This window comes from Saccharopolyspora thermophila (assembly GCF_014646075.1).
GTDB lineage: Bacteria > Actinomycetota > Actinomycetes > Mycobacteriales > Pseudonocardiaceae > Saccharopolyspora > Saccharopolyspora thermophila.
Genome location: NZ_BMMT01000003.1, coordinates 177,111 through 196,236, shown reverse-complemented (window position 1 = coordinate 196,236; position 19,126 = coordinate 177,111). Strand labels below are relative to the sequence as shown.

The 19,126-nt window shown below is 71.8% G+C and carries 13 protein-coding genes; 11 read left to right on the top strand and 2 right to left on the bottom strand.

Annotation, left to right across the window (positions count from 1 at the left end; genetic code table 11):
• Nucleotides 1-13: 13 nt before the first annotated feature.
• The gene (locus IEY17_RS25265) at nucleotides 14-1,645 is read right to left on the bottom strand and encodes a class I SAM-dependent methyltransferase (RefSeq protein ID WP_229679911.1); all 1,632 of its coding nucleotides are present in this window, start codon (nucleotides 1,643-1,645) and stop codon (nucleotides 14-16) included.
• A gap of 93 nt (nucleotides 1,646-1,738) precedes the next feature.
• On the opposite strand from IEY17_RS25265, the gene IEY17_RS07070 reads away from it, so the two are divergent.
• On the top strand, nucleotides 1,739-2,230 hold the full coding sequence (locus tag IEY17_RS07070; protein WP_188986479.1) for a GbsR/MarR family transcriptional regulator: 492 nt from the start codon (nucleotides 1,739-1,741) through the stop codon (nucleotides 2,228-2,230).
• 42 nt (nucleotides 2,231-2,272) lie between these two features.
• Here IEY17_RS07070 and IEY17_RS07065 read toward each other — a convergent pair whose 3' ends face one another.
• Nucleotides 2,273-2,938 (bottom strand): M23 family metallopeptidase, encoded by a 666-nt coding sequence (locus tag IEY17_RS07065; RefSeq protein WP_229679910.1) that lies wholly within the window; start codon nucleotides 2,936-2,938, stop codon nucleotides 2,273-2,275.
• 611 nt (nucleotides 2,939-3,549) lie between these two features.
• Between IEY17_RS07065 and IEY17_RS07060 the strand changes: the two genes are divergently transcribed.
• The 10 genes from IEY17_RS07060 (at nucleotide 3,550) to IEY17_RS07015 (ending at nucleotide 18,932) form a co-directional block, all read left to right on the top strand.
• The gene (locus IEY17_RS07060) at nucleotides 3,550-5,265 is read left to right on the top strand and encodes a hypothetical protein (protein ID WP_188986477.1); all 1,716 of its coding nucleotides are present in this window, start codon (nucleotides 3,550-3,552) and stop codon (nucleotides 5,263-5,265) included.
• Nucleotides 5,266-5,550: 285 nt separating this feature from the next.
• Nucleotides 5,551-6,717, top strand: a complete 1,167-nt coding sequence (sucC, locus tag IEY17_RS07055) for an ADP-forming succinate--CoA ligase subunit beta (RefSeq protein WP_188986476.1) — start codon at nucleotides 5,551-5,553, stop codon at nucleotides 6,715-6,717.
• Nucleotides 6,718-6,721: 4 nt separating this feature from the next.
• Complete coding sequence (sucD, locus tag IEY17_RS07050) at nucleotides 6,722-7,606, top strand: succinate--CoA ligase subunit alpha (RefSeq protein WP_188986475.1); 885 nt, start codon at nucleotides 6,722-6,724, stop codon at nucleotides 7,604-7,606.
• 176 nt (nucleotides 7,607-7,782) lie between these two features.
• Nucleotides 7,783-8,559 (top strand): DUF5336 domain-containing protein, encoded by a 777-nt coding sequence (locus tag IEY17_RS07045; protein WP_188986474.1) that lies wholly within the window; start codon nucleotides 7,783-7,785, stop codon nucleotides 8,557-8,559.
• Between the two features lie 203 nt (nucleotides 8,560-8,762).
• Nucleotides 8,763-10,268, top strand: a complete 1,506-nt coding sequence (locus IEY17_RS07040) for a cell division protein PerM (protein ID WP_188986473.1) — start codon at nucleotides 8,763-8,765, stop codon at nucleotides 10,266-10,268.
• Nucleotides 10,269-10,448: 180 nt separating this feature from the next.
• A complete protein-coding gene (gene purN, locus IEY17_RS07035; protein WP_229679928.1) occupies nucleotides 10,449-11,042 on the top strand; it encodes a phosphoribosylglycinamide formyltransferase in 594 nt (197 codons plus the stop codon).
• Complete coding sequence (purH, locus tag IEY17_RS07030) at nucleotides 11,039-12,604, top strand: bifunctional phosphoribosylaminoimidazolecarboxamide formyltransferase/IMP cyclohydrolase (protein ID WP_188986472.1); 1,566 nt, start codon at nucleotides 11,039-11,041, stop codon at nucleotides 12,602-12,604. Before purN ends, purH begins: the two co-directional genes overlap by 4 nt.
• A 581-nt stretch (nucleotides 12,605-13,185) precedes the next feature.
• Nucleotides 13,186-13,890 (top strand): hypothetical protein, encoded by a 705-nt coding sequence (locus IEY17_RS07025; RefSeq protein WP_188986471.1) that lies wholly within the window; start codon nucleotides 13,186-13,188, stop codon nucleotides 13,888-13,890.
• Nucleotides 13,887-15,554, top strand: a complete 1,668-nt coding sequence (locus IEY17_RS07020) for a DNA polymerase Y family protein (RefSeq protein WP_188986470.1) — start codon at nucleotides 13,887-13,889, stop codon at nucleotides 15,552-15,554. Before IEY17_RS07025 ends, IEY17_RS07020 begins: the two co-directional genes overlap by 4 nt.
• Before the next feature lie 72 nt (nucleotides 15,555-15,626).
• On the top strand, nucleotides 15,627-18,932 hold the full coding sequence (locus IEY17_RS07015; RefSeq protein WP_188986469.1) for an error-prone DNA polymerase: 3,306 nt from the start codon (nucleotides 15,627-15,629) through the stop codon (nucleotides 18,930-18,932).
• Nucleotides 18,933-19,126: the final 194 nt, after the last annotated feature.

Sequence of the window (19,126 nt, the reverse complement as noted above, 5' to 3'; positions counted from 1 at the left end):
CTGGATCTCGCGTTCAGAATCGGTAGCGGAGCAGCCGCCCCAGCCGGCGAACAGCGGTGATGCGCCCGGACGCGCGCAACGCGGTGCGTATCGGCCGCGGGTACCGGTCGAGTTCGGGCGCGTCGGTGAACGACCACTCGGTCACCAGCCGCAGCCCCGGCACGGCGGCCTCCAGCGAACGCGGGTCGTCGATGCCCCAGGACAGGCGCGCCCCTGCTCGCACCACGGCCGGATTGAATCGGTTCGACACCCACACCCCCAGGCTGCTGAAGGCGTCGAAGAGCAGTTCGCCGCTGGGGAAGTGCTCGCGGACGCGGCGCAGCAGCGCCACACCGTCCGATTCGGACAGATACATCGTCAGGCCCTCGGCGACCACCAGCACCGGCCGGTCCCCGGGGATGCCGTCGAGCAGATCCGGGGCGGTCACCGAAGCGCCGATGGTGTGGCGGTGCGGGCCATCGGGGAAGAAGCGGCGGCGCACCCCGACGACGTCGGGGTGGTCGATGTCGTACCACTCGACCGACTCCGGTGGGCAGATGCGCTCGAAGCGGCTGTCCATCCCGCACCCGAGGTGCAGCACGACCATCCCGGGGCGCAGCGCGTCGCGAACCCAGTCGTCCAGCGCCTTCGCGCGGATCGCCACCGAAGCCGAGTCGCGGCTGCTGACCCGGAACCTGCCGAAGTCGAAGTCGATGCGCTGCACGGCTTCGTCGGCGTAGTGGTCGCCGAGCAGCGGGTCGTCCGAGCGGTTGTCCAGCGCCCGCAGGTACAGCGTGGCCAGCATGGTCGCCTGGGCGCCGGTCAGGTCCACGCGCTCGGTTTCCCGGTGCGCGAAGCTGTAGTGCAGCAGCCGCAGGGCGTTGCGCATCCACCCGGTGCTGTTCATCAGCTTCGCGATCGCCCGCTCCGCAGCGGGCATTCGCGCCAGACCGGGCCGGTCCACCAGCGGCTGCTCGCGCCGCAGGCGCAACCCCGGCACCCGCAGCTCCAGGGAGTGCGGGTCGCCGACACCCCAGTGGATCTCGGCGTCGGCCCGTCGCAGGAAGCGCGAGTAGCGCGCGGCCCGGAGGACATACGGCAGGACGGCGTCGAACATCATCTCGCCGACGCGGAACCGTTCGACGATCCGCCGCAGCAGCCCGATCCCGCCGGCTTCGGTCAGGTACATGGTCAGCCCCTCGGCGACGACCAGGGTGGGTCGTCCCGTCGGGATCTCGTCGAGCCATTGCGGATCGGTCGCCGAGCTCGCGATCGTGCGGTAGTTCTCCGGGGTGTCCGGGTACAACTGGTCGCGCAGCTTGATGACGTCCGGCATGTCGACGTCGTACCAGTGCACCCCGGTGGGCAGGCCGAGCCGGAAGGCTCGACTGTCCAGACCGCAACCCAGGTGCAGCACCACCGCGTCAGGGTGGTCGGCGAGGTAGCCGGCGACCCAGTCGTCGAGTTCCTTGGCGCGCAGGACCACCGTCAGCTGATCCCCGATGTCGAGCCTGGCGGCGCGGAGGTCGACGTCGACGCGGTTCAGCACCTGTTCGGCGGCCTCGTCGCCGAGCACCGGATCGAGCCTGCGGTTGTCCAGCGCCCGCGCGTAGAGCGGGCCGAAGAGCGTCTGTTGTGCACCGGTCAACCGGATCTGGTTGGTCACGGCGCTCAAGCTACACTTGTTTCACAAAGTTGTGAAATGTAGAAACTGTGTGAACTCCGTCAGTGATCAAGCGGGTGGGGGAGGGAGCGGGACATGGCGCGTGACGAACGAACCGGGGAATCAGAGGGGGTTCGGCGGTTCGTCGAGCGGTTCGCGTTGGACCTGGCCGACGCCGGGATGCCGCGGATGGCGGCGCGGGTGTTCGCCAGCCTGCTCGTCGCCGAGGACGGCCGGCGCACCGCCGGTGAACTCGCGGACGTCCTGCAGGTCAGCCCGGCCGCGGTGTCCGGCGCGGTCCGGTACCTGGTGCAGGTGAAACTGGTGGTGCGGGAACGCAGACCGGGGGAACGACGCGACGACTACCGGGTGCTCGACGACCTCTGGTACACCACCGTCATGGACCGTGGCGCGCAACTGCTGGCCTGGGAAAACACGCTGGCCGAAGGAGAGGCGGCACTCGGCGCGGACTCGCGCGCCGGACGGCGACTGGCCGACACCCGAGAGTTCTTCGAGTTCCTGCGCGGCGAGTTCCCCGGGCTCATGGAGAAGTGGCGCCGCCAGCGGAAGTCGACAGGCACCACGTGACGGGTGGACCGGGCCCTGGCGGCGACCCGGTCCACACGGTCGTCAGACCGGGGAGATGCCGCGGGCCCGCATCCAGGGCAGCGGATTGATCTTCTTGCCGCTGGGGTTCCACACCTCGAAGTGCAGGTGCGGACCGGTGGAGAAGCCGCGGTTGCCCATGGTGGCGATCTGGTCGCCGGCCTTGACCTTGTCGCCCTCGTCCACCGTGATGGTGTTGACGTGGCCGTAGACGGTGATCGTGCCGTCCTCGTGCTGGACCCGGACCCACAGGCCGAAACCGCTGGCCGGGCCCGCCTCGATCACCACACCGTCGGCGACGGAATAGATCGGCGTGCCCTTGGCGTTGGCGATGTCGATGCCGTAGTGGGTGGTGCCCCAGCGGCCACCGAAACCGGAGGTGAAGTTGCCGATCGTGGGGAGGACGAACTTGGGGGCGCGAGCCGCTTCCTCAGCGGCGATGCGCTCCTGCTCGATGCGCTCGCCCTTGACGAGCTTGGCCATCTCGGCGTTGAGGTCCGAGGTCCTGGCCACCGGCAGCACCTCGGGGGCGGGGGCGCTGCCGCCGACTCCGGTGTAGCTGGCCTCGGTCATCGCGCTGTTCAGCGAAGCCGACGCGTCCGAGGGATTGAAGTCGTCGTGGTCCGGGGAAGCGTGCCCTTCGCCGGCGGCCAACGACTGACCGGCTGCCGCGAAGGCGCCGGCTGCCACGGCGGCGACGACCACGCGGCCGCGCCAGACCGAAGCGGTCGAGGAGCCCCGTCCCGGGCTCCCACTGCTGGAGGGGTCGTCGGGGGACGCCTCCGCACAGCCCACAGAAAGTCGTTCGCCGCCGGGGGAGCGGTGTCGAGCCAATGCCTGCCCTTCCGTCTCGGGGAGTCCGACCACTCGCCGGAGCGGGGGTCCCGGGCGCCGGTCGGGGAACCGGCGTCGTGATCAGACCGTGACAACGGACCGGGGGACAGTAACCAAGCTGGTCCCCTAGGGGCAAATCCCGGACCGTGACGCGTCGGACACGGTGGGTGGTCGGCCGTGGTGCTCGGGTGTCCGTTGTCGGGCTCGTGTGGATACTGGGCGTGGCGATCGCACACCGGAGCTGCCTGCGACTTCGTGATCACCGCGGGTCCATCCGATCGGCCCAGGGCGGGCGTCCCGGTGTCTTGATCCAGACACGCGGCGGCGCAAAATTGTGTCGTAAGTCACACTCAAAGAGCCGCTTGTCGAGCAACCTCGGGTGCTCCGTTCGGTCGGCCGATCCGGGATACCCGGGCGGGGCCGACCGGTGGTCCGCCGACGACCCCCGAGTTGCTAGCGTCGGCGCAGTGACTGCGCGGCCCGATCTTGGCGGTTCCTCGGCTCCGGCCACGAATCCGCAGCCCACCCCAGACCGACCAGCGCCTCTGCGCGCCGCGATCGCGCTCACCGCCGTCGGTGCCGCGCTCGTCGGACTGGGCCCGCTCGCCGGGCTCGTCGCCCCCGGTGCATCGGCGGCCTTCGCCGCCTGGCCTCTCCTCCTGCCGCTCGCGCTGGCCGCGCCCGCGCTTGCCGCCGCCTTCGCGAAGGTCGGCCACCCCGCGACCGCGGCCGCGCTGCTCATCGGGCCGGCGGTGCTGGCCCCCGGACGGTTGGTCCTCGACCTGCAGTTCCTCGTCAACGCCGGGCGCGCGGCCCGGCCGGAACTGCTGCGGGTCGACACGCTCGACGCCTACACGCCGTCGGCCGGGACCTGGCTGCTCCTCGCCGGGCACGTGGCCTCGCTTGTGGGCGGGCTCCTCGCCGTGCGCGGCATCCAGCACGGCGAGGAATCAGCCGGAGCGCACCGGCAGGGCCTGCTCACGCTCGTCCTGTGCGCCGGATTCCTGGCCGCGGTCGCCGTGCTGATGGCTCCGTTCGCCTCCGACGACCCGTACCTGCTGCCGAACCCCGCAGTCGACGCGCCGCTGCCGGTGCTGGTCGGCAGCGTGCTGCTCGCCGTCGGTGCTCCCACCGCAGCCGGGTTCTTCGCCGGTGCCGGTGACCCGGACGTCGCACGCGGCGGGCTGCTCGGGCTCGCCGTCGCGCTGGCCGGGATCGTCCTCCCCCCGCTGGTGGCGGTCGCCGTCCTCGACCAGCTCACCCTCGCCTGGGGGCCGGTCCTCGGACTGGTCGCGGTGGTCGCGCTGGCCACCCTCGCGTTGCCGGCCGGGCGGAACCGGTCGGTCGAGGCCACCGGGGACCTGAGCCTGCCGACGTTCACCCGGCTGATCGCCCTGGCAGCGGTGTTCGCCCTGATCGCCGGGACCCTGGCGCTGGTCGCGGCAGCCATGCCGCAGGTGGAGATGCCGTTCGGACTTCGCGACCCGTCGCCGTACCCGGCCCGGGTGCTGTGGCCCGCCGGCGGCCTGCTGGTGCTGGTCGGTGGCCTCCTCCTGCTGCCGCGCGTCGGGCGCTGGCTGCGGCCGGTGTTGCCGGTGGTGTGGGTCGTGGTCCCGCTCGCGGCGGCCGGAGTGCTGGACGCGGTGTTCACCGCGATGCAGGCAGCCGAAGCGGAAGCGGACTACGGATCGTGGGCCGCCGGGGCGGCAGTGCTGTTCGCGGCGCTCGCCGCAGCGATCGCGGCCGTCGCCGGCGGAGTGGAACGCGACGACGTCGACCTCACCGAGATGGCGATGCACCGGCTGGTCCTGTTCCCGTCGCTGGTGGCGCTCCCGCTCGGCGCGGGGGCGTTCAGCGTCCCGGTGGTGACCGCGTCCGACTACACGGCGCCCGGGGTGTTCACCGCCTTCAGCACGGCGTCCTGGGGGTTGGTAATCGCGCTCGCCGCGGTCGTCGGCGCTGCGGTGCTGGCCCCGATGTGCCGTCCGCAGCGGGCTGCCGCCCTCCTGTGCGGCGCGGCGCTGGTCGTGTCCGTCCGCGTGCTGGAGTACCCGCTCACCGCCGGCCGTTTCCCGGACGCCAACCCCGGCCCCGGCCTCTGGTTCGGACTGGCCTGCACCGCGGTCCTCCTGGGCACGGCCCTCGCCGCCGCCCGCAGTCGTCGCGATCCGGAACTGGCCTAGCGCGCGATCCAGCCCGTCCCCGGCGGGCGAATCACTCGATCTGACGGCTTGCCCGGTCGTTCGGGATCGGTCGAGAATCCGGCGACACCGTCACGGTGCGCTGTTCCGTTCGTCACCACGGACGTCGATATCGGCCTGCCGGAGCAGGCGAATCCCGTGCTGGACGGTTTGACCAGGCGCAACGCCCTACCGCAGGTGAGGCAGTTCACCGGGTGCGCCGCCCCATGCGTCGTCGCAGGTCGATATCGTCACCGGAGTCCGACACCGACGTCGCAGGAGAGTCGAGTGGACCTGTACGAATACCAGGCGAAGGAGCTCTTCGCCTCCCACGGCGTGCCGACGCTGCCCGGCACCGTGGCGACCGACCCGCAAGGGGCCAAGGCAGCCGCTGCAGAGTTGGGCGGGCCCGTCGTCGTCAAAGCTCAGGTGAAGACCGGTGGCCGCGGCAAGGCCGGCGGTGTGAAGCTGGCCGAGAACCCGGAGGAGGCCCAGGCCAAGGCCGAGGCGATCCTCGGACTGGACATCAAGGGCCACATCACCCGCAAGGTGCTGGTGACCACCGCCTCCGACATCGCTGAGGAGTACTACTTCTCCTTCCTGCTCGACCGCGCCAACCGCAACTTCCTCGCGATGGCCTCGGTCGAGGGCGGCATGGAGATCGAAGAGGTCGCCGCCACCAAGCCCGAGGCACTGGCCAAGATCGCGATCGACCCGATCGAGGGCGTCGACCAGGACAAGGCGCGGGAGATCGTGACCGCCGCCAAGTTCCCGGCCGAGGTCGCCGACCAGGTCGCCGACGTGATCGTCAAGCTGTGGGAGACCTTCGTCGCCGAGGACGCCACCCTGGTCGAGGTCAACCCGCTGGTCAAGGACCCGCAGGGCAAGATCATCGCGCTGGACGGCAAGGTCACCCTTGACGACAACGCCGCGTTCCGCCAGCCCAAGCAGGCCGAGCTGGTCGACAAGGAGGCGGAAGACCCGCTGGAGGCCAAGGCCAAGGAGAAGGGCCTCAACTACGTCAAGCTCGACGGCGAGGTCGGCATCATCGGCAACGGCGCCGGTCTGGTCATGTCCACCCTGGACGTCGTCGCCTACGCCGGTGAGAAGCACAACGGCGTCAAGCCCGCCAACTTCCTGGACATCGGCGGCGGCGCCTCCGCCGAGGTCATGGCCGCGGGCCTGGACGTCATCCTCGGCGACCCGGCGGTGAAGTCGGTGTTCGTCAACGTCTTCGGCGGCATCACCGCCTGCGACGCCGTCGCCAACGGCATCGTGCAGGCGCTGAAGATCCTGGGCGACGAGGCCACCAAGCCATTGGTCGTCCGGCTCGACGGCAACAACGTCGAGGAAGGCCGTCGCATCCTGGCCGAGGCCAACCACCCGGCCGTGACGATGGTGGACACCATGGACGGCGCGGCCGACAAGGCCGCCGAGCTGGCTGCGAGGGCATGAGGCCATGGCTATCTTCCTCAACGAGAACAGCAAGGTCATCGTTCAGGGCATGACCGGCTCCGAAGGCACCAAGCACACCGCTCGGATGCTGCGTGCCGGCACCAACATCGTCGGTGGTGTCAACGCCCGCAAGGCCGGTCAGACGGTCGAGATCGAGGGCAGGAAGCTCACGGTCTTCGGCACCGTCAAGGAAGCCATGAAGGAGACCGGCGCCGACGTGTCGGTCCTCTTCGTGCCGCCGAAGTTCGCCAAGGACGCCGTGATCGAGGCGATCGACGCCGAGATCGGTCTGGCCGTGGTCATCACCGAGGGCATCCCGGTGCACGACTCCGCCTACTTCTGGGCGCACGCCAGGGCCACCGGCAACAAGACCCGGATCATCGGCCCGAACTGCCCGGGCATCATCTCCCCCGGCAAGTCCAACGCGGGCATCATCCCGGCCGACATCACCGGCGCGGGCAAGATCGGTCTGGTGTCCAAGTCGGGCACGCTGACCTACCAGATGATGTACGAGCTGCGGGACATCGGTTTCTCCAGCTGCGTCGGCATCGGCGGTGACCCGATCATTGGCACCACCCACATCGACGCGCTGCAGGCGTTCCAGGACGACCCGGAAACCGAGGCCATCGTCATGATCGGCGAGATCGGTGGCGACGCCGAGGAGCGGGCGGCCGAGTACATCAAGGCCAACATCACCAAGCCGGTGGTCGGCTATGTGGCCGGCTTCACCGCCCCCGAGGGCAAGACGATGGGCCACGCCGGTGCCATCGTCTCCGGCTCGTCCGGCACCGCCGCGGCGAAGAAGGAAGCGCTGGAGGCCGCCGGGGTCAAGGTCGGCAAGACACCGAGCGAGACCGCCAAGCTGATGCGCGAGATCATCAAGGGCTGAGTCGACGGTTCTGCGCGCATTTCGGGGCCGGACGCCTTCGGGGGTCCGGCCCCGGTGGCTTTCCGCCGCTGTACGGCACACTGGCGTCCAGGCAACACCGGCGCGTGGACCGCTCCGACAGCGCCAGCCCGCGCCGCACCACGCACCCGAGCGTTTACCGAGGAGTCCGTTCCGCCATGTCCGCATTCCCCCAGTCGCCACCGTCGGCAAGCCCGGAATCCACCCGGCTCCCGCTCGGGATCAGGGAGATCCTGGCCCTGGTGGCGGCCGGAGCCGGACTGATCGGCTACCTGATCGGCTTCTTCGACGAGGCCGCCGGCGTCGTCATGGGCAGCCTCACCGGCTTCGCGCTGATCTGCGCCGCGGCGCTGGCCGGTCTCCGCTTCGTGCCGAAGACGCCCGACTGCCTGTTCGCGGCGGCACCGCTGGCCGCCTACGCCACGCTCGCCCTGCTGCAGGACCTGGTCGGCGGCACCGCGGGCGGCGTCACCGTCGTGCTCCTGCTGCTGACTCTCGCCCAGCTCGGCGGTGTCCTCGGCGTGCTGCTGATCGACGGCGGCATTCTCACCCTGCCGTCGTCGCAGCCCTCGCAGCCGTCGAAGCCCGCGTTCGGCCAGCCCGGTCCGTTCCAGCCCGGCAAGCCGGGCGCACCCGGCGGGCCGGGTGGTCCCGGGTGGCCAACGGGCCAGCCGGCGCAGCCGGGCACCGGTGGCTGGAGCCCGGTCGGCACCCAGCCGCCGCAGCCGGGCGGGTGGGTACCGGCCTCGGGCAGCCAGCCCGGGCAGCCCGCGGCTCCGTCCCACACAGCCCAGTCCGGTCCAGCTCCGTCCGGTCAGAACCAGTCCGGCCAGCCGGGCCAGGGCGGGTCCTCGTCCGGGCAGCACGGCCAGTCGGGCCACACCGGGCCGCAGGGCACCCAGCAGATGCCGCACCCCGGCGCCAATCCTTTCTGATCTTTTCACGGCCGCGCGCGTCGACGGGTCACCGTCGGCGCGCGTTGCTGTTCTGACGTCCCCCACCCGTGGCCCGCTCCCGGCACGGCGCGAACGCTTCGTGATCACCTCCGTCCGCAGTGGACAGTTGCCGTCGCCCGATGGGCGGAGTCGGCGGCGTGTTCTGGCCCCTTCGGCGGAACACCGGTGCGACATTCGGCCTCGTGTCCGTGCTCGACTCGATACCCCACGCCATCGCCGACGCCCCGCACGAGCGGAAAGTGGGCATCCGCTGGTGGTTGCTGGCCGCGGCGATCACCACCGTCCTGCTCGTCGGCTACCTCGCCACCGCCGGGCTGATCGCACTGGTCACGGCCACCGCGACCAGTGCGCAGTTCGACCCGGTCGTCGCCCTGATCGCCGCCCTGCCCGGATGGTTGGCGCTGCACCAGGCGGCGTTGACGATCACGGGTGCGCCGTTGAGCGTCCTGCCGTTGTTGCCAACCGCGCTCGTGATGCTGCTGATCGCCAGCGCCTCCGGCTGGGTCGCGCGCCGGTCGCGGGTGCGCCGCCCCGATCAGGCGTGGCCGGTGATCACCGCGATGGGCCTGGTGCACGGAATGGCGGGTACCGCCATTGCCGTACTGCTGGACGGCCCGGTCAACGCAGTGCCGGTGGACGCCTTTTTGAGCTGCGCGGCCACTGCCACCATCGCGGCGACGGCCGGTGTCGCCAACCGCTGCGGACTGGTCTACCTGGTCTGGGAACGAGTCGACGCCGTGGTCTGGTCTGGCCTGCGTGTCGGGCTGCTCGCGTTCGCCGCGCTGATCGCCGCGGGCGGTGTCGTACTCCTCCTCTCCGTCTGCCTGTCCGCGCCGGACATGGCGGCGTCCCTCGACCGGTCCGGCACCGCCGGTGACGCGATCGGAGCGACCCTGCTGTCGGTCGTGTACCTGCCGAACGCGGTACTGGCGGGCTGGGCGTTCGCCGCAGGCACCGGATTGTCGGTCGGTCGGCTCGCGGTGCACCCGCTCCACGTCGAGCCCGGGCCGGCACCGGACCTGCCGCTCCTCGCGGTGCTGCCAACGCACGCACTGCCGATCTGGTGGACTGGGTGTTTTCTCCTTCCGCTGTTCGTCGGGGTTGTGGTCGGGGTGGCCTGCCGCCGGATCGGCGGCCGACTGACCCGCCGTCTACGGGCGGTCGGCGTCGCGGCCCTCGCTGCTGCCGCGGCGACGTTCGTCCTCGCCCACGCCGCAGGCGGGGAGCTCGGCAACGGCCCGTTCGGGCTGGTCACCCTCCACCCGTTGTCGCTTGCTGCGGCGACGCTGTGCTGGATCGCCGCCCCGGCCGTGGCCGTCGCGTGGTTCGCGCCCCTTACCGACATCGAGGACGACACGACCGGAGAAGTCCGGGACGAAGAACCGGACTCCACTCCGGAGCCAGGAGCGGCCACCGAGACTGGCCCCCAGTGCGAAGACGCCCCGCAACCCGAGGACGAGGCAGCCGCGGCTGCTCCGGAAGAGCCTGCGGACACCCGCGACACCGAGGACCTCACCGCCGCGATCCCGCACGCCCGGGCGGCCGAGTACGACCACCTGGCCGCCAAGCCGGTCCAGGAACTCGACCCCACAGAGTTCGACGCCGACCTCGTCGAGGACGACGAACCGGACCCACCTCGCGGGCCGGCCGGACCGGGCACCGACCCGGACCGGGCACGCCGCGGGTGAGGGCTGCGCCACTCGGCCCGGGACCTGGCGGCGTCGCCGCCGCGAACAGCGCCTACGCTGCTGGCTGAGATCGTGCGTGCCGAGGCATGTCAGGAGCGAACGCTGAACCCGAGGACGACTGACCAGCCGAGCGCGGCGCGCTCGCAGCCCAACCGGTTCGCCACGGCTCGCCCCGCCCGGGTGGTCGTGCTGGTGTCCGGTTCCGGCACCCTGTTGCAGGCCCTGCTCGACGCGGCGGCAAAGCCGGACTACCCGGTGCGGGTGGTCGCGGTCGGCGCCGATCGCGACCGCATCGAGGGGCTGGCGCGCGCCGAGCGAGTCGGCGTTCCGACGTTCGTGCGCCGGGTCAAGGACCACCCGAGCCGGGAGGACTGGGACCGGTCGCTCACCGAGGCGTGCGCCGCGTACGAACCCGACCTGGTGGTCTCCGCGGGTTTCATGAAGCTCGTCGGCGCGGACTTCCTGGCCCGCTTCAGCGGCCGGTACCTCAACAGCCACCCGGCGCTCCTGCCGTCATTCCCCGGGATGCACGGGGTGCGCGACGCGCTGGAGTACGGGGTGCGCGTCACCGGTTGCACGCTGTTCGTGGTCGACGCCGGTGTGGACACCGGGCCGATCCTCGCGCAGGAGGCCGTCGAGGTGTTGCCCGAGGACGACGAAGCGAGCCTCCACGAGCGCATCAAGGCCGTCGAACGGCGGTTGCTGGTCGACACCCTGGAACAGCTGGCGTTGCACGGTTGGACCGTGCAGGGACGGAAGGTGAGTATCCCGTGACAGCGAACCCGCAGGAGCGGCGAGCCGTTCGCCGTGCGCTGATCGGCGTGTCGGACAAGTCCGGCCTGCTCGAGCTGGCCACCGGGCTGCACGCCGCCGGAGTCGAGATCGTCTCCACCGGCGGCACCGCGCGCACGATCGCGGAAGCAGGCGTGCCGGTCACACCGGTCGAGGAGCTCACCGGCTTTCCCGAGGCCCTGGACGGTCGGGTCAAGACGCTGCACCCGCGGGTGCACGCCGGGCTGCTGGCCGACCTGCGCCGCCCGGAGCACGCCGACCAGCTCCGCGACCTGGACATCGCGCCGTTCGAGCTGCTCGTGGTGAACCTGTACCCGTTCGTGCAGACGGTGGCGTCCGGGGCCGCCCCGGACGAGGTCATCGAGCAGATCGACATCGGCGGTCCGGCGATGGTCCGGGCGGCGGCCAAGAACCACGCCAACGTCGCGGTCGTGGTCGACCCCAGCCGCTACGAGTGGGTGCTGGAGCAGGTCCGGGAGGGCGGCTTCACGCTGTCCGACCGCGTCGAACTGGCCGCCGCGGCCTTCCGGCACACCGCGTCGTACGACGTCGCGGTGGCGTCCTGGATGAGCAAGGTCCCGACCGGGGACGAGTCGGTGTTCCCCGGCTGGATCGGGGAGACCTGGGAGCGTCGCTCCGCGCTGCGCTACGGCGAGAACCCGCACCAGCCCGCCGCGCTGTACGTCTCCGGCGGGGAGGCGACCGGTCTCGCGGCCGCAGCGCAGTTGCACGGCAAGGAGATGTCGTACAACAACTACGTCGACGCCGATGCCGCCTGGCGCGCGGCGCACGACCACCGTGAGCCCTGCGTGGCCATCATCAAGCACGCCAACCCGTGCGGGATCGCGGTCGCCGATGACATCGCCGCTGCGCACCGCAAGGCGCACGAATGCGACCCGGTCAGCGCGTACGGCGGCGTCATCGCGGTCAACCGCGAGGTGTCGGTGGCCATGGCCGAGCAGGTCGCCGAGATCTTCACCGAGGTGATCGTGGCGCCGGGTTACGCCGACGGTGCGGTGGAGGTGCTGAGCCGCAAGAAGAACATCCGGATCCTGACGGCCCAGCCGCCGCGGGGCGGCCGGGTCGAGATGCGCGCCATCTCCGGCGGCATGTTGGTGCAGGGCTCCGACGCGATCGACGCGGACGGCGACAACCCGGTGAACTGGACGCTGGCGACCGGGTCGCCGGTGGACGAGGCCACCCTGGCGGACCTGGAGTTCGCCTGGCGGGCCTGCCGGGCGGTGAAGTCCAACGCGATCCTGCTGGCCAACGACCGGGCCACCGTCGGCGTCGGCATGGGGCAGGTGAACCGCGTCGACTCGGCGCGGCTCGCGGTGTCCCGCGCGGGCGACCGAGCGAAGGGCTCGGTGGCTGCCTCCGACGCGTTCTTCCCGTTCGCGGACGGCCTGCAGGTGCTGCTGGACGCTGGCGTGCGCGCGGTCGTGCAGCCGGGCGGTTCGGTCCGGGACGCCGAGGTCATCGCCGCGGCTGAGGCGGCCGGTGTGCCGCTCTACCTCACGGGGACGCGCCACTTCGCGCACTGAGCGCGCCGATCCCCGGTCTGTGCGCGCGGTGCGGGCGGCTGTTGCCGTCCGCACCGCTTGCTTTTCTGGGCCGGTGGTGCCGGAGGGCCTCGTCGGGTTCGTGATCGTCGGCAGCGTGCGCATGGTCGTCTCCTCCGGGAGGTCGGGCCGGGCGGTGCGCCTGGCGTTCTGGTGGCCTGCGTGGCCGCGTGGGCGGGGCCGGACGGGCGGTGCCCGCATTCGCCGCAGGGCCGGTTCGAGCCGTCTCCGCGGAGCCTGCGGAAAGGGCGGTCGCTGATCATGTTGTAGCGGGTTTACGCAGGTAGATCAGCTGAATTTCGGACAATCGAACGAATGTTCACCCGATCTGGTCGGAGTTCTTGACGCGGGCCGCCGGGCACGGTTTACTTGAAGTGTTCGAACTGAGGTTCGAGTTCGGATGGATCGGAGCGGTCGGTGTCGGGGTCGACCGCTCCGAGCGGAGCGGCACTGTGTTCGGGTGCAGGCACAGTGCTGGCTCCTCCGCTGTCTTCCCCACAGCGGCGGATGGGTGCCCGCGCCGGGGTCGGGCACCCGTGCGGTCTCGATGTGGGGAGGCAGCGATGTCCGCGATGGCGTCTTTGACGACGTTGAACGCGTCCGCGGCTGCCGGGGTGTCCGCGGGTGCGTCCGCCGTCGAGGCGGCAGCTCCCGGAGCGGGGCGGGTGCTGCCCACGCGGACGGAACTCGCCGCCGTGCTGCCGTGGCCGGGTCTGCGCCGCGGCAGCACGGTGGCGGTGCATGGGTCGGTGTCGCTGGTGTTCGCCCTGCTCTCCGAGGCGACGAGGAACGGGTCGTGGGCGGCAGTGGTGGGCTTGCCCGGGATCAGCCTGGTCGCGGCGAGCGAGTGTGGGGTCGACCTCGACCGGTTGGCGATGGTGCCGCGGCCGGGCGGGGATCCGGTCGGCGTGGTCGCCGCGCTGCTGGACGGCGTGGACCTGGTGGTGGTCGGCAACACCCGGCAGGTGTCCGATCAGGACGCTCGGCGGCTTTCCGCGCGAGCGCGCAACCTCGGTTCGGTGTTGCTTCCCTTCGGTGCCTGGCCGGGCGCGGAAGTGCAGCTGCGCTGCGTCGGCGCGAGCTGGCACGGCATCGGAGAAGGCCATGGCCACCTGCGCGAACGCGCTGTGACGGTGCGGTCGCGCGGGCGCGGAGCAGCCGCTCGCCCGCGCTCCTGCCGACTGCTGCTCCCCGCGCGCGACGGGTCGATCGGGTTGCCCGCCGAGGACCGGGGCGTCCGGCCGCGACTGCGTCCGGTGGCGGGATGAGTTCCGTGCCGCCCCGCCGACTCGTCGTCTGGTGCCCCGACTGGCCGGTGGTCGCTGCCGCCCGCGCGGCCGACCTCGGCCCGCTGGTACCCGCCGCGGTGTTCGCGGCGAACCGGGTGGTGGCCTGTTCGGCGACCGCGCGCAGCACAGGGGTACGCCGCGGCATGCGGCGCCGCGAGGCGCAGGGTAGATGCCCGGAACTCGTGGCGTACGAACACGACCCCGCGCGGGACGCGAGGTTGTTCGAGCCCGTCGTGGCCGCGGTCGAGGACGTGGTGCCGGGGGTGGAGGTCGTGCGCCCCGGGCTGGTCGCGGTCCCGGCGCGCGGCCCGGCCCGCTACTTCGGTTCCGAGGCGGCCGCAGCCGAGAAGGTGCTGGACCAGATCGACGCGCAGGTCGGCGTCGAGTGCCAGGTCGGCATCGCGGACGGGCTGTTCGCGGCGGTCCTGGCCGCGCGGCGCGGCCAGGTCGTCGAACCCGGCCGCAGTCGCGAGTTCCTCGTCCCGCTGGCCATCGAGGAGATCGACCAGTTCACCGACCGGCTCACCGAGCGCGGCGCCGCCGAGCTGGCCGAGCTGGTGGACCTGCTGCGACGGCTGGGGATCCGCACCCTGGGTGAGTTCGCCGCGCTGTCGCCCGCGGACGTCGCCACCCGGTTCGGCCGGTTTGCGATGCTGGCCCACCGCGCGGCCGCGGGCCGCGAGGAGCGGCCGGTGCTCCGGCGGCGGCCCTCGCCCGAGCTGGAGGTGGCCGAGACTCTCGATCCACCGGTGGACCGGGTGGACCAGGCCGCGTTCGTGGCGAAGGTCCTGGCCGACCGGCTGCACGCCAGGTTGGCCGAACTCGGGTTGGCGTGCGCGCGGCTGGGGATCTCGGCGCGGACCGAGCACGGCGAGGAACTGCACCGGGTCTGGCGCTGCGCGGAGCCGTTGACCCCGTCGGCCACCGCGGACCGGGTGCGGTGGCAGCTCGACGGCTGGCTGCACGGCCGCGGGCGCGAGCGGCGCCCGACGGCCGGGGTCGGCCTGCTGACCCTGCGACCGGAAGAGGTGGTCGGGGCGGGTGGTCTGCAACTCGACCTGCTCAACGCGGCAACCGGCGAGGCGGACGCCCGGGCGGGCCGGGCTTTCGCTCGGGTGCAGGGGATGCTCGGGCCGGACGCGGTGCTGACGGGGGTGCTTGACGGCGGCCGGGATCTGCGTGACCGGGTGCGGTTCGTGCCGTGGGGCGATGAGCGCCGTCCGGCGCTGGATCCCGACCAGCCGTGGCCGGGGCGCATTCCGGCGCCCTCCCCCTCGGTGGTCCCGGACTCGCCGTGGCCTGCGGTGGTGCTCGACGCGCAGGGGCGACCGGTGGGCGTCACCGAGCGGCACCGCCTCACCGCCGCGCCGCGTCGCGTCGAGGTGTCGGGCGGTCGGTCCCGAGAGGTGGTGCGGTGGGCGGGCCCGTGGCCGGTGGCCGAGCGGTGGTGGGTGGAACTGCTGTCCGACGGTGCCGGGCAGACGGCTCCGGTGGCGCAGCTGCCGCCGCGGTCGGTGGTGCGGATGCAGGTGGTGCTCGCCGGCGAGGGCGGCTCAGGTGGGGACGATCTGGACGAGGGCGAGGTGGCGCTGCTGCTGGTCCACGAGGCGTCGCGGTGGTGGGTGCAGGGCGCGTACAAGTAGGCGAACACTCGTTCTAGTGAAGTATCCGATTTTCGGTGGCAGCAACGATTCGAACAGAAGTTCAATGGCCTCATGAGCTGGTTCAACCCGCACCAGAGCTGGTCCGAGCTGGAACGTGCGCTGTCCGGCCGACAGGTCCCGGACGAGGGGCGCGGTCCGCGCGACGAGCCGCACCCTGGGGACGGCAGCGACAGTCCATCGTGGACTCGGCGGTGTGCGCCGTACGAGGCGGTGGCGGGTGCCGCGGCCTCGGCGGTGCCGTACGCCGAGCTGCACGCGCACTCCAACTTCAGCTTCCTTGACGGGGCCGACCACCCCGAGGACCTGGCCGCGGAGGCGGCACGGCTGGGGCTGGAGGCGATCGCGCTGACTGACCACGACGGGCTGTACGGGGTGGTGCGGTTCGCCGAGGCCGCGGCCGAGCACGGGGTGCGCACCGTGTTCGGCGCCGAGCTGAGCCTGGGCCTGTCCGGCCCGCAGAACGGGGTCCCCGACCCCGAGGGGCAGCATCTGCTGGTGCTGGCCCGCGACCCGGGCGGTTACGCACGGCTGTGCCGGGAGATCAGCAAGGCCCAGTTGAAGGGTGCGGAGAAGGGGCGTCCCGTCTACGACCTGGAGGAGCTTGCCGATGCGGCGGAAGGGCGTTGGCAGGTGCTCACCGGCTGCCGCAAGGGTGCGGTCCCGGCGGCGCTCGTGGCGGGCGGCGTGGACGCGGCCGCCGCGGAGCTGGACCGGTTGATTGCGTTGTTCGGCCGCGACCACGTCACCGTGGAGCTGACCGACCACGGGCTGCCCACCGACTCCGAACGCAACGACACCCTCGCCGAGCTCGCCGGGCGCGCCGGGGTGTCCACAGTGGCCACCACGGGAGCGCACCTGGCCCGACCGGAGCGCGCGCGGCTGGCCGCGGTGGTGGCGGCGATCCGCGCCCGGCGGAGCCTGGACGAGATGGACGGCTGGTTGCCCGCCTGGGCCGGGAACCACCTGCGCTCCGGTGCCGAGATGGCCGAGATCTTCGCCCGCCACCCCGGAGCCGTGCAGCGGGCTGCCGAGCTGGGCCGGGAGTTCTCCTTCGACCTGCGCCTGGTGGCGCCCCGGCTGCCCCCGTTCGACGTGCCGCAGGGCCGCACCGAGGCCGACCATCTGCGCGAGCTGACCTACCGGGGAGCACTCCAGCGCTACGGCCTGCCCCAGGAGAACCCGGCGGCCTACCAGCAGATCGAGCACGAGCTGGCGGTGATCGAGGAGCTGGACTTCCCGGGCTACTTCCTGATCGTCCACGACATCGTGGACTTCTGCCGCACCCACGACATCCTGTGCCAGGGCCGGGGCTCGGCGGCGAACTCGGCGGTGTGCTTCGCGCTGCGGATCACCAACGTCGACCCGGTGCGCTACCAGCTGCTGTTCGAGCGGTTCCTGGCGCCGGAGCGGGACGGGCCGCCGGACATCGACCTGGACATCGAGTCGGACCGCCGGGAGGAGGTGATCCAGTACGTCTACCGCAAACACGGCCGGATGCACGCTGCGCAGGTGGCGAACGTGATCAGCTACCGGCCGCGGTCGGCGGTGCGGGACGTCGCGCGGGCCCTCGGCTACTCGCCCGGCCAGCAGGATGCCTGGAGCAAGGAGATCGAGCACTGGGGACCGCTGCCGGCGGACTCGGAGATCCCCGCACCGGTGCGGGAGCTGGCCGGTGAGCTGATGGGCTTCCCCCGGCACCTTGGCATCCACTCCGGCGGGATGGTGATGTGCCACCAGCCGGTCAGCGAGGTCTGCCCGGTGGAGTGGGCGCGCATGCCCGGCCGCACGGTCCTGCAGTGGGACAAGGACGACTGCGCCGCGGTCGGACTGGTCAAGTTCGACCTGCTCGGGCTCGGCATGCTCTCCGCGCTGCACTACGCGATCGACATGACCCGGGAGCACCACGGGATCGAGGTCGACCTCGGCGCCCTTGACCTCGACGACGACGAGGTCTACAAGATGCTGCGGCAGGCCGACGCGGTCGGGGTGTTCCAGGTGGAGAGCCGCGCACAGCTGGCCACGCTGCCGCGGTTGAAACCGCGGGAGTTCTACGACCTCGTGGTGGAGGTGGCGTTGATCCGCCCGGGCCCGATCCAGGGCGGCTCGGTGCACCCGTACATCCGGCGGCGCAACGGCCAGGAGAAGTGGGACTTCGAGCATCCCCTGATGGCTGGTGCGCTGAAGAAGACCCTGGGCGTCCCGCTGTTCCAGGAGCAGGTGATGCAGCTGGCCGTCGACGTCGCGGGGTTCTCCCCGGCGGAGGCGGACCAGCTGCGGCGCGCGATGGGCGCCAAGCGTTCCGCGGAACGGATGGAGCGGCTCCGCGGCCGGTTGTTCGACGGGATGGCGGCCAACGGCATCACGGGGGAACTGGCCGAGCGGATCTACCAGCGGATGCTGGCCTTTGCGAACTACGGCTTCCCGGAGAGCCACGCGTTGAGCTTCGCGCTGCTGGTGTTCGCCAGTGCGTGGTTCAAGCGCTACTACCCGGCGGTGTTCTGCGCGGCGCTCCTCAAGGCCCAGCCGATGGGGTTCTACTCGCCGCAGTCGCTGGTCGCCGACGCCCGCCGGCACGGGGTGCGGGTGCGGGGCCCGGACGTCAACGCCAGCCGGGCCAAGGCCGATCTGGAACCGGACGCCGGGAGCACGGGCGGACGGGCGGTGCGGTTGGGACTGGCGGCTGTGCGGCAGCTCGGCGACAAGCTCGCCGAGCAGCTGGTCGCGGAGCGCGAGGCGAACGGGCCGTACACCGGCATGGCCGACGTGGCGCGTCGGGTTCGGCTGACCGCGCCGCAGATGGAGGCGTTGGCGACCGCGGGGGCGTTCGGCTGCTTCGGGCTGTCCCGGCGGGAGGCGCTGTGGAATGCCGCCGCCGCGGCCGGCGACCGGCCGGACCGTTTGCCGGGGACCACTGCCTCGGCCGCGGCTCCGCCGCTGCCGGGCATGGACGGCGTGGACCTGGCCGCGGCCGACGTGTGGGCGACGGGGGTTTCGCCGGACAGCTTCCCGATCCAGTTCGTGCGTTCCCAGCTGGACCGGCTGGGCGCCGTGCCCACGGCACAACTGTCCGATGTGGAGCACGGGGCCCGGGTGCTGGTGGGTGGTGCGGTGACACATCGGCAGCGCCCGGCCACCGCGGGCGGGGTCACGTTCCTGAACCTCGAGGACGAGACCGGCATGGTCAACGTCATGTGCTCGCCGGGCTTGTGGGCGCGCTACCGGAAGGTCGGGCGCACCAGCGGGGCCCTGCTGGTGCGCGGTGTGGTGGAGAAGGCGGAGGGGGTGATCAACCTGAGAGCAGACCGGCTGCAGAAGCTGGAAGTCCGCATCCCCTCGGTCTCGCGCGACTTCCACTAGTTCCTGCACCAACGCCGGTGCCTGCGGCAGCTGACCGGCCCGGTCGTCTCGGAACCACCTCCCCTCCCAGGATGTCGCTTCGCGGGACGTCCGGACCGGACCAGCACCACAACCCCACTCCAACACACCCGAACATGCCGGCCCCAACTTCCACCAAACTGAGAAACCCCACCCCGACACCCGGGAATGCCGGC

Excerpts from the sequence above, each read along its gene's own strand:
- IEY17_RS07070 (WP_188986479.1), top strand. The coding sequence starts at position 1,739 with ATGGCGCGTGACGAACGAACCGGGGAATCAGAGGGGGTTCGGCGGTTC.
- sucD (WP_188986475.1), top strand. The coding sequence starts at position 6,722 with ATGGCTATCTTCCTCAACGAGAACAGCAAGGTCATCGTTCAGGGCATG.
- IEY17_RS07045 (WP_188986474.1), top strand. The coding sequence starts at position 7,783 with ATGTCCGCATTCCCCCAGTCGCCACCGTCGGCAAGCCCGGAATCCACC.
- IEY17_RS07025 (WP_188986471.1), top strand. The coding sequence starts at position 13,186 with ATGTCCGCGATGGCGTCTTTGACGACGTTGAACGCGTCCGCGGCTGCC.
- IEY17_RS07020 (WP_188986470.1), top strand. The coding sequence starts at position 13,887 with ATGAGTTCCGTGCCGCCCCGCCGACTCGTCGTCTGGTGCCCCGACTGG.
- IEY17_RS07015 (WP_188986469.1), top strand. The coding sequence starts at position 15,627 with ATGAGCTGGTTCAACCCGCACCAGAGCTGGTCCGAGCTGGAACGTGCG.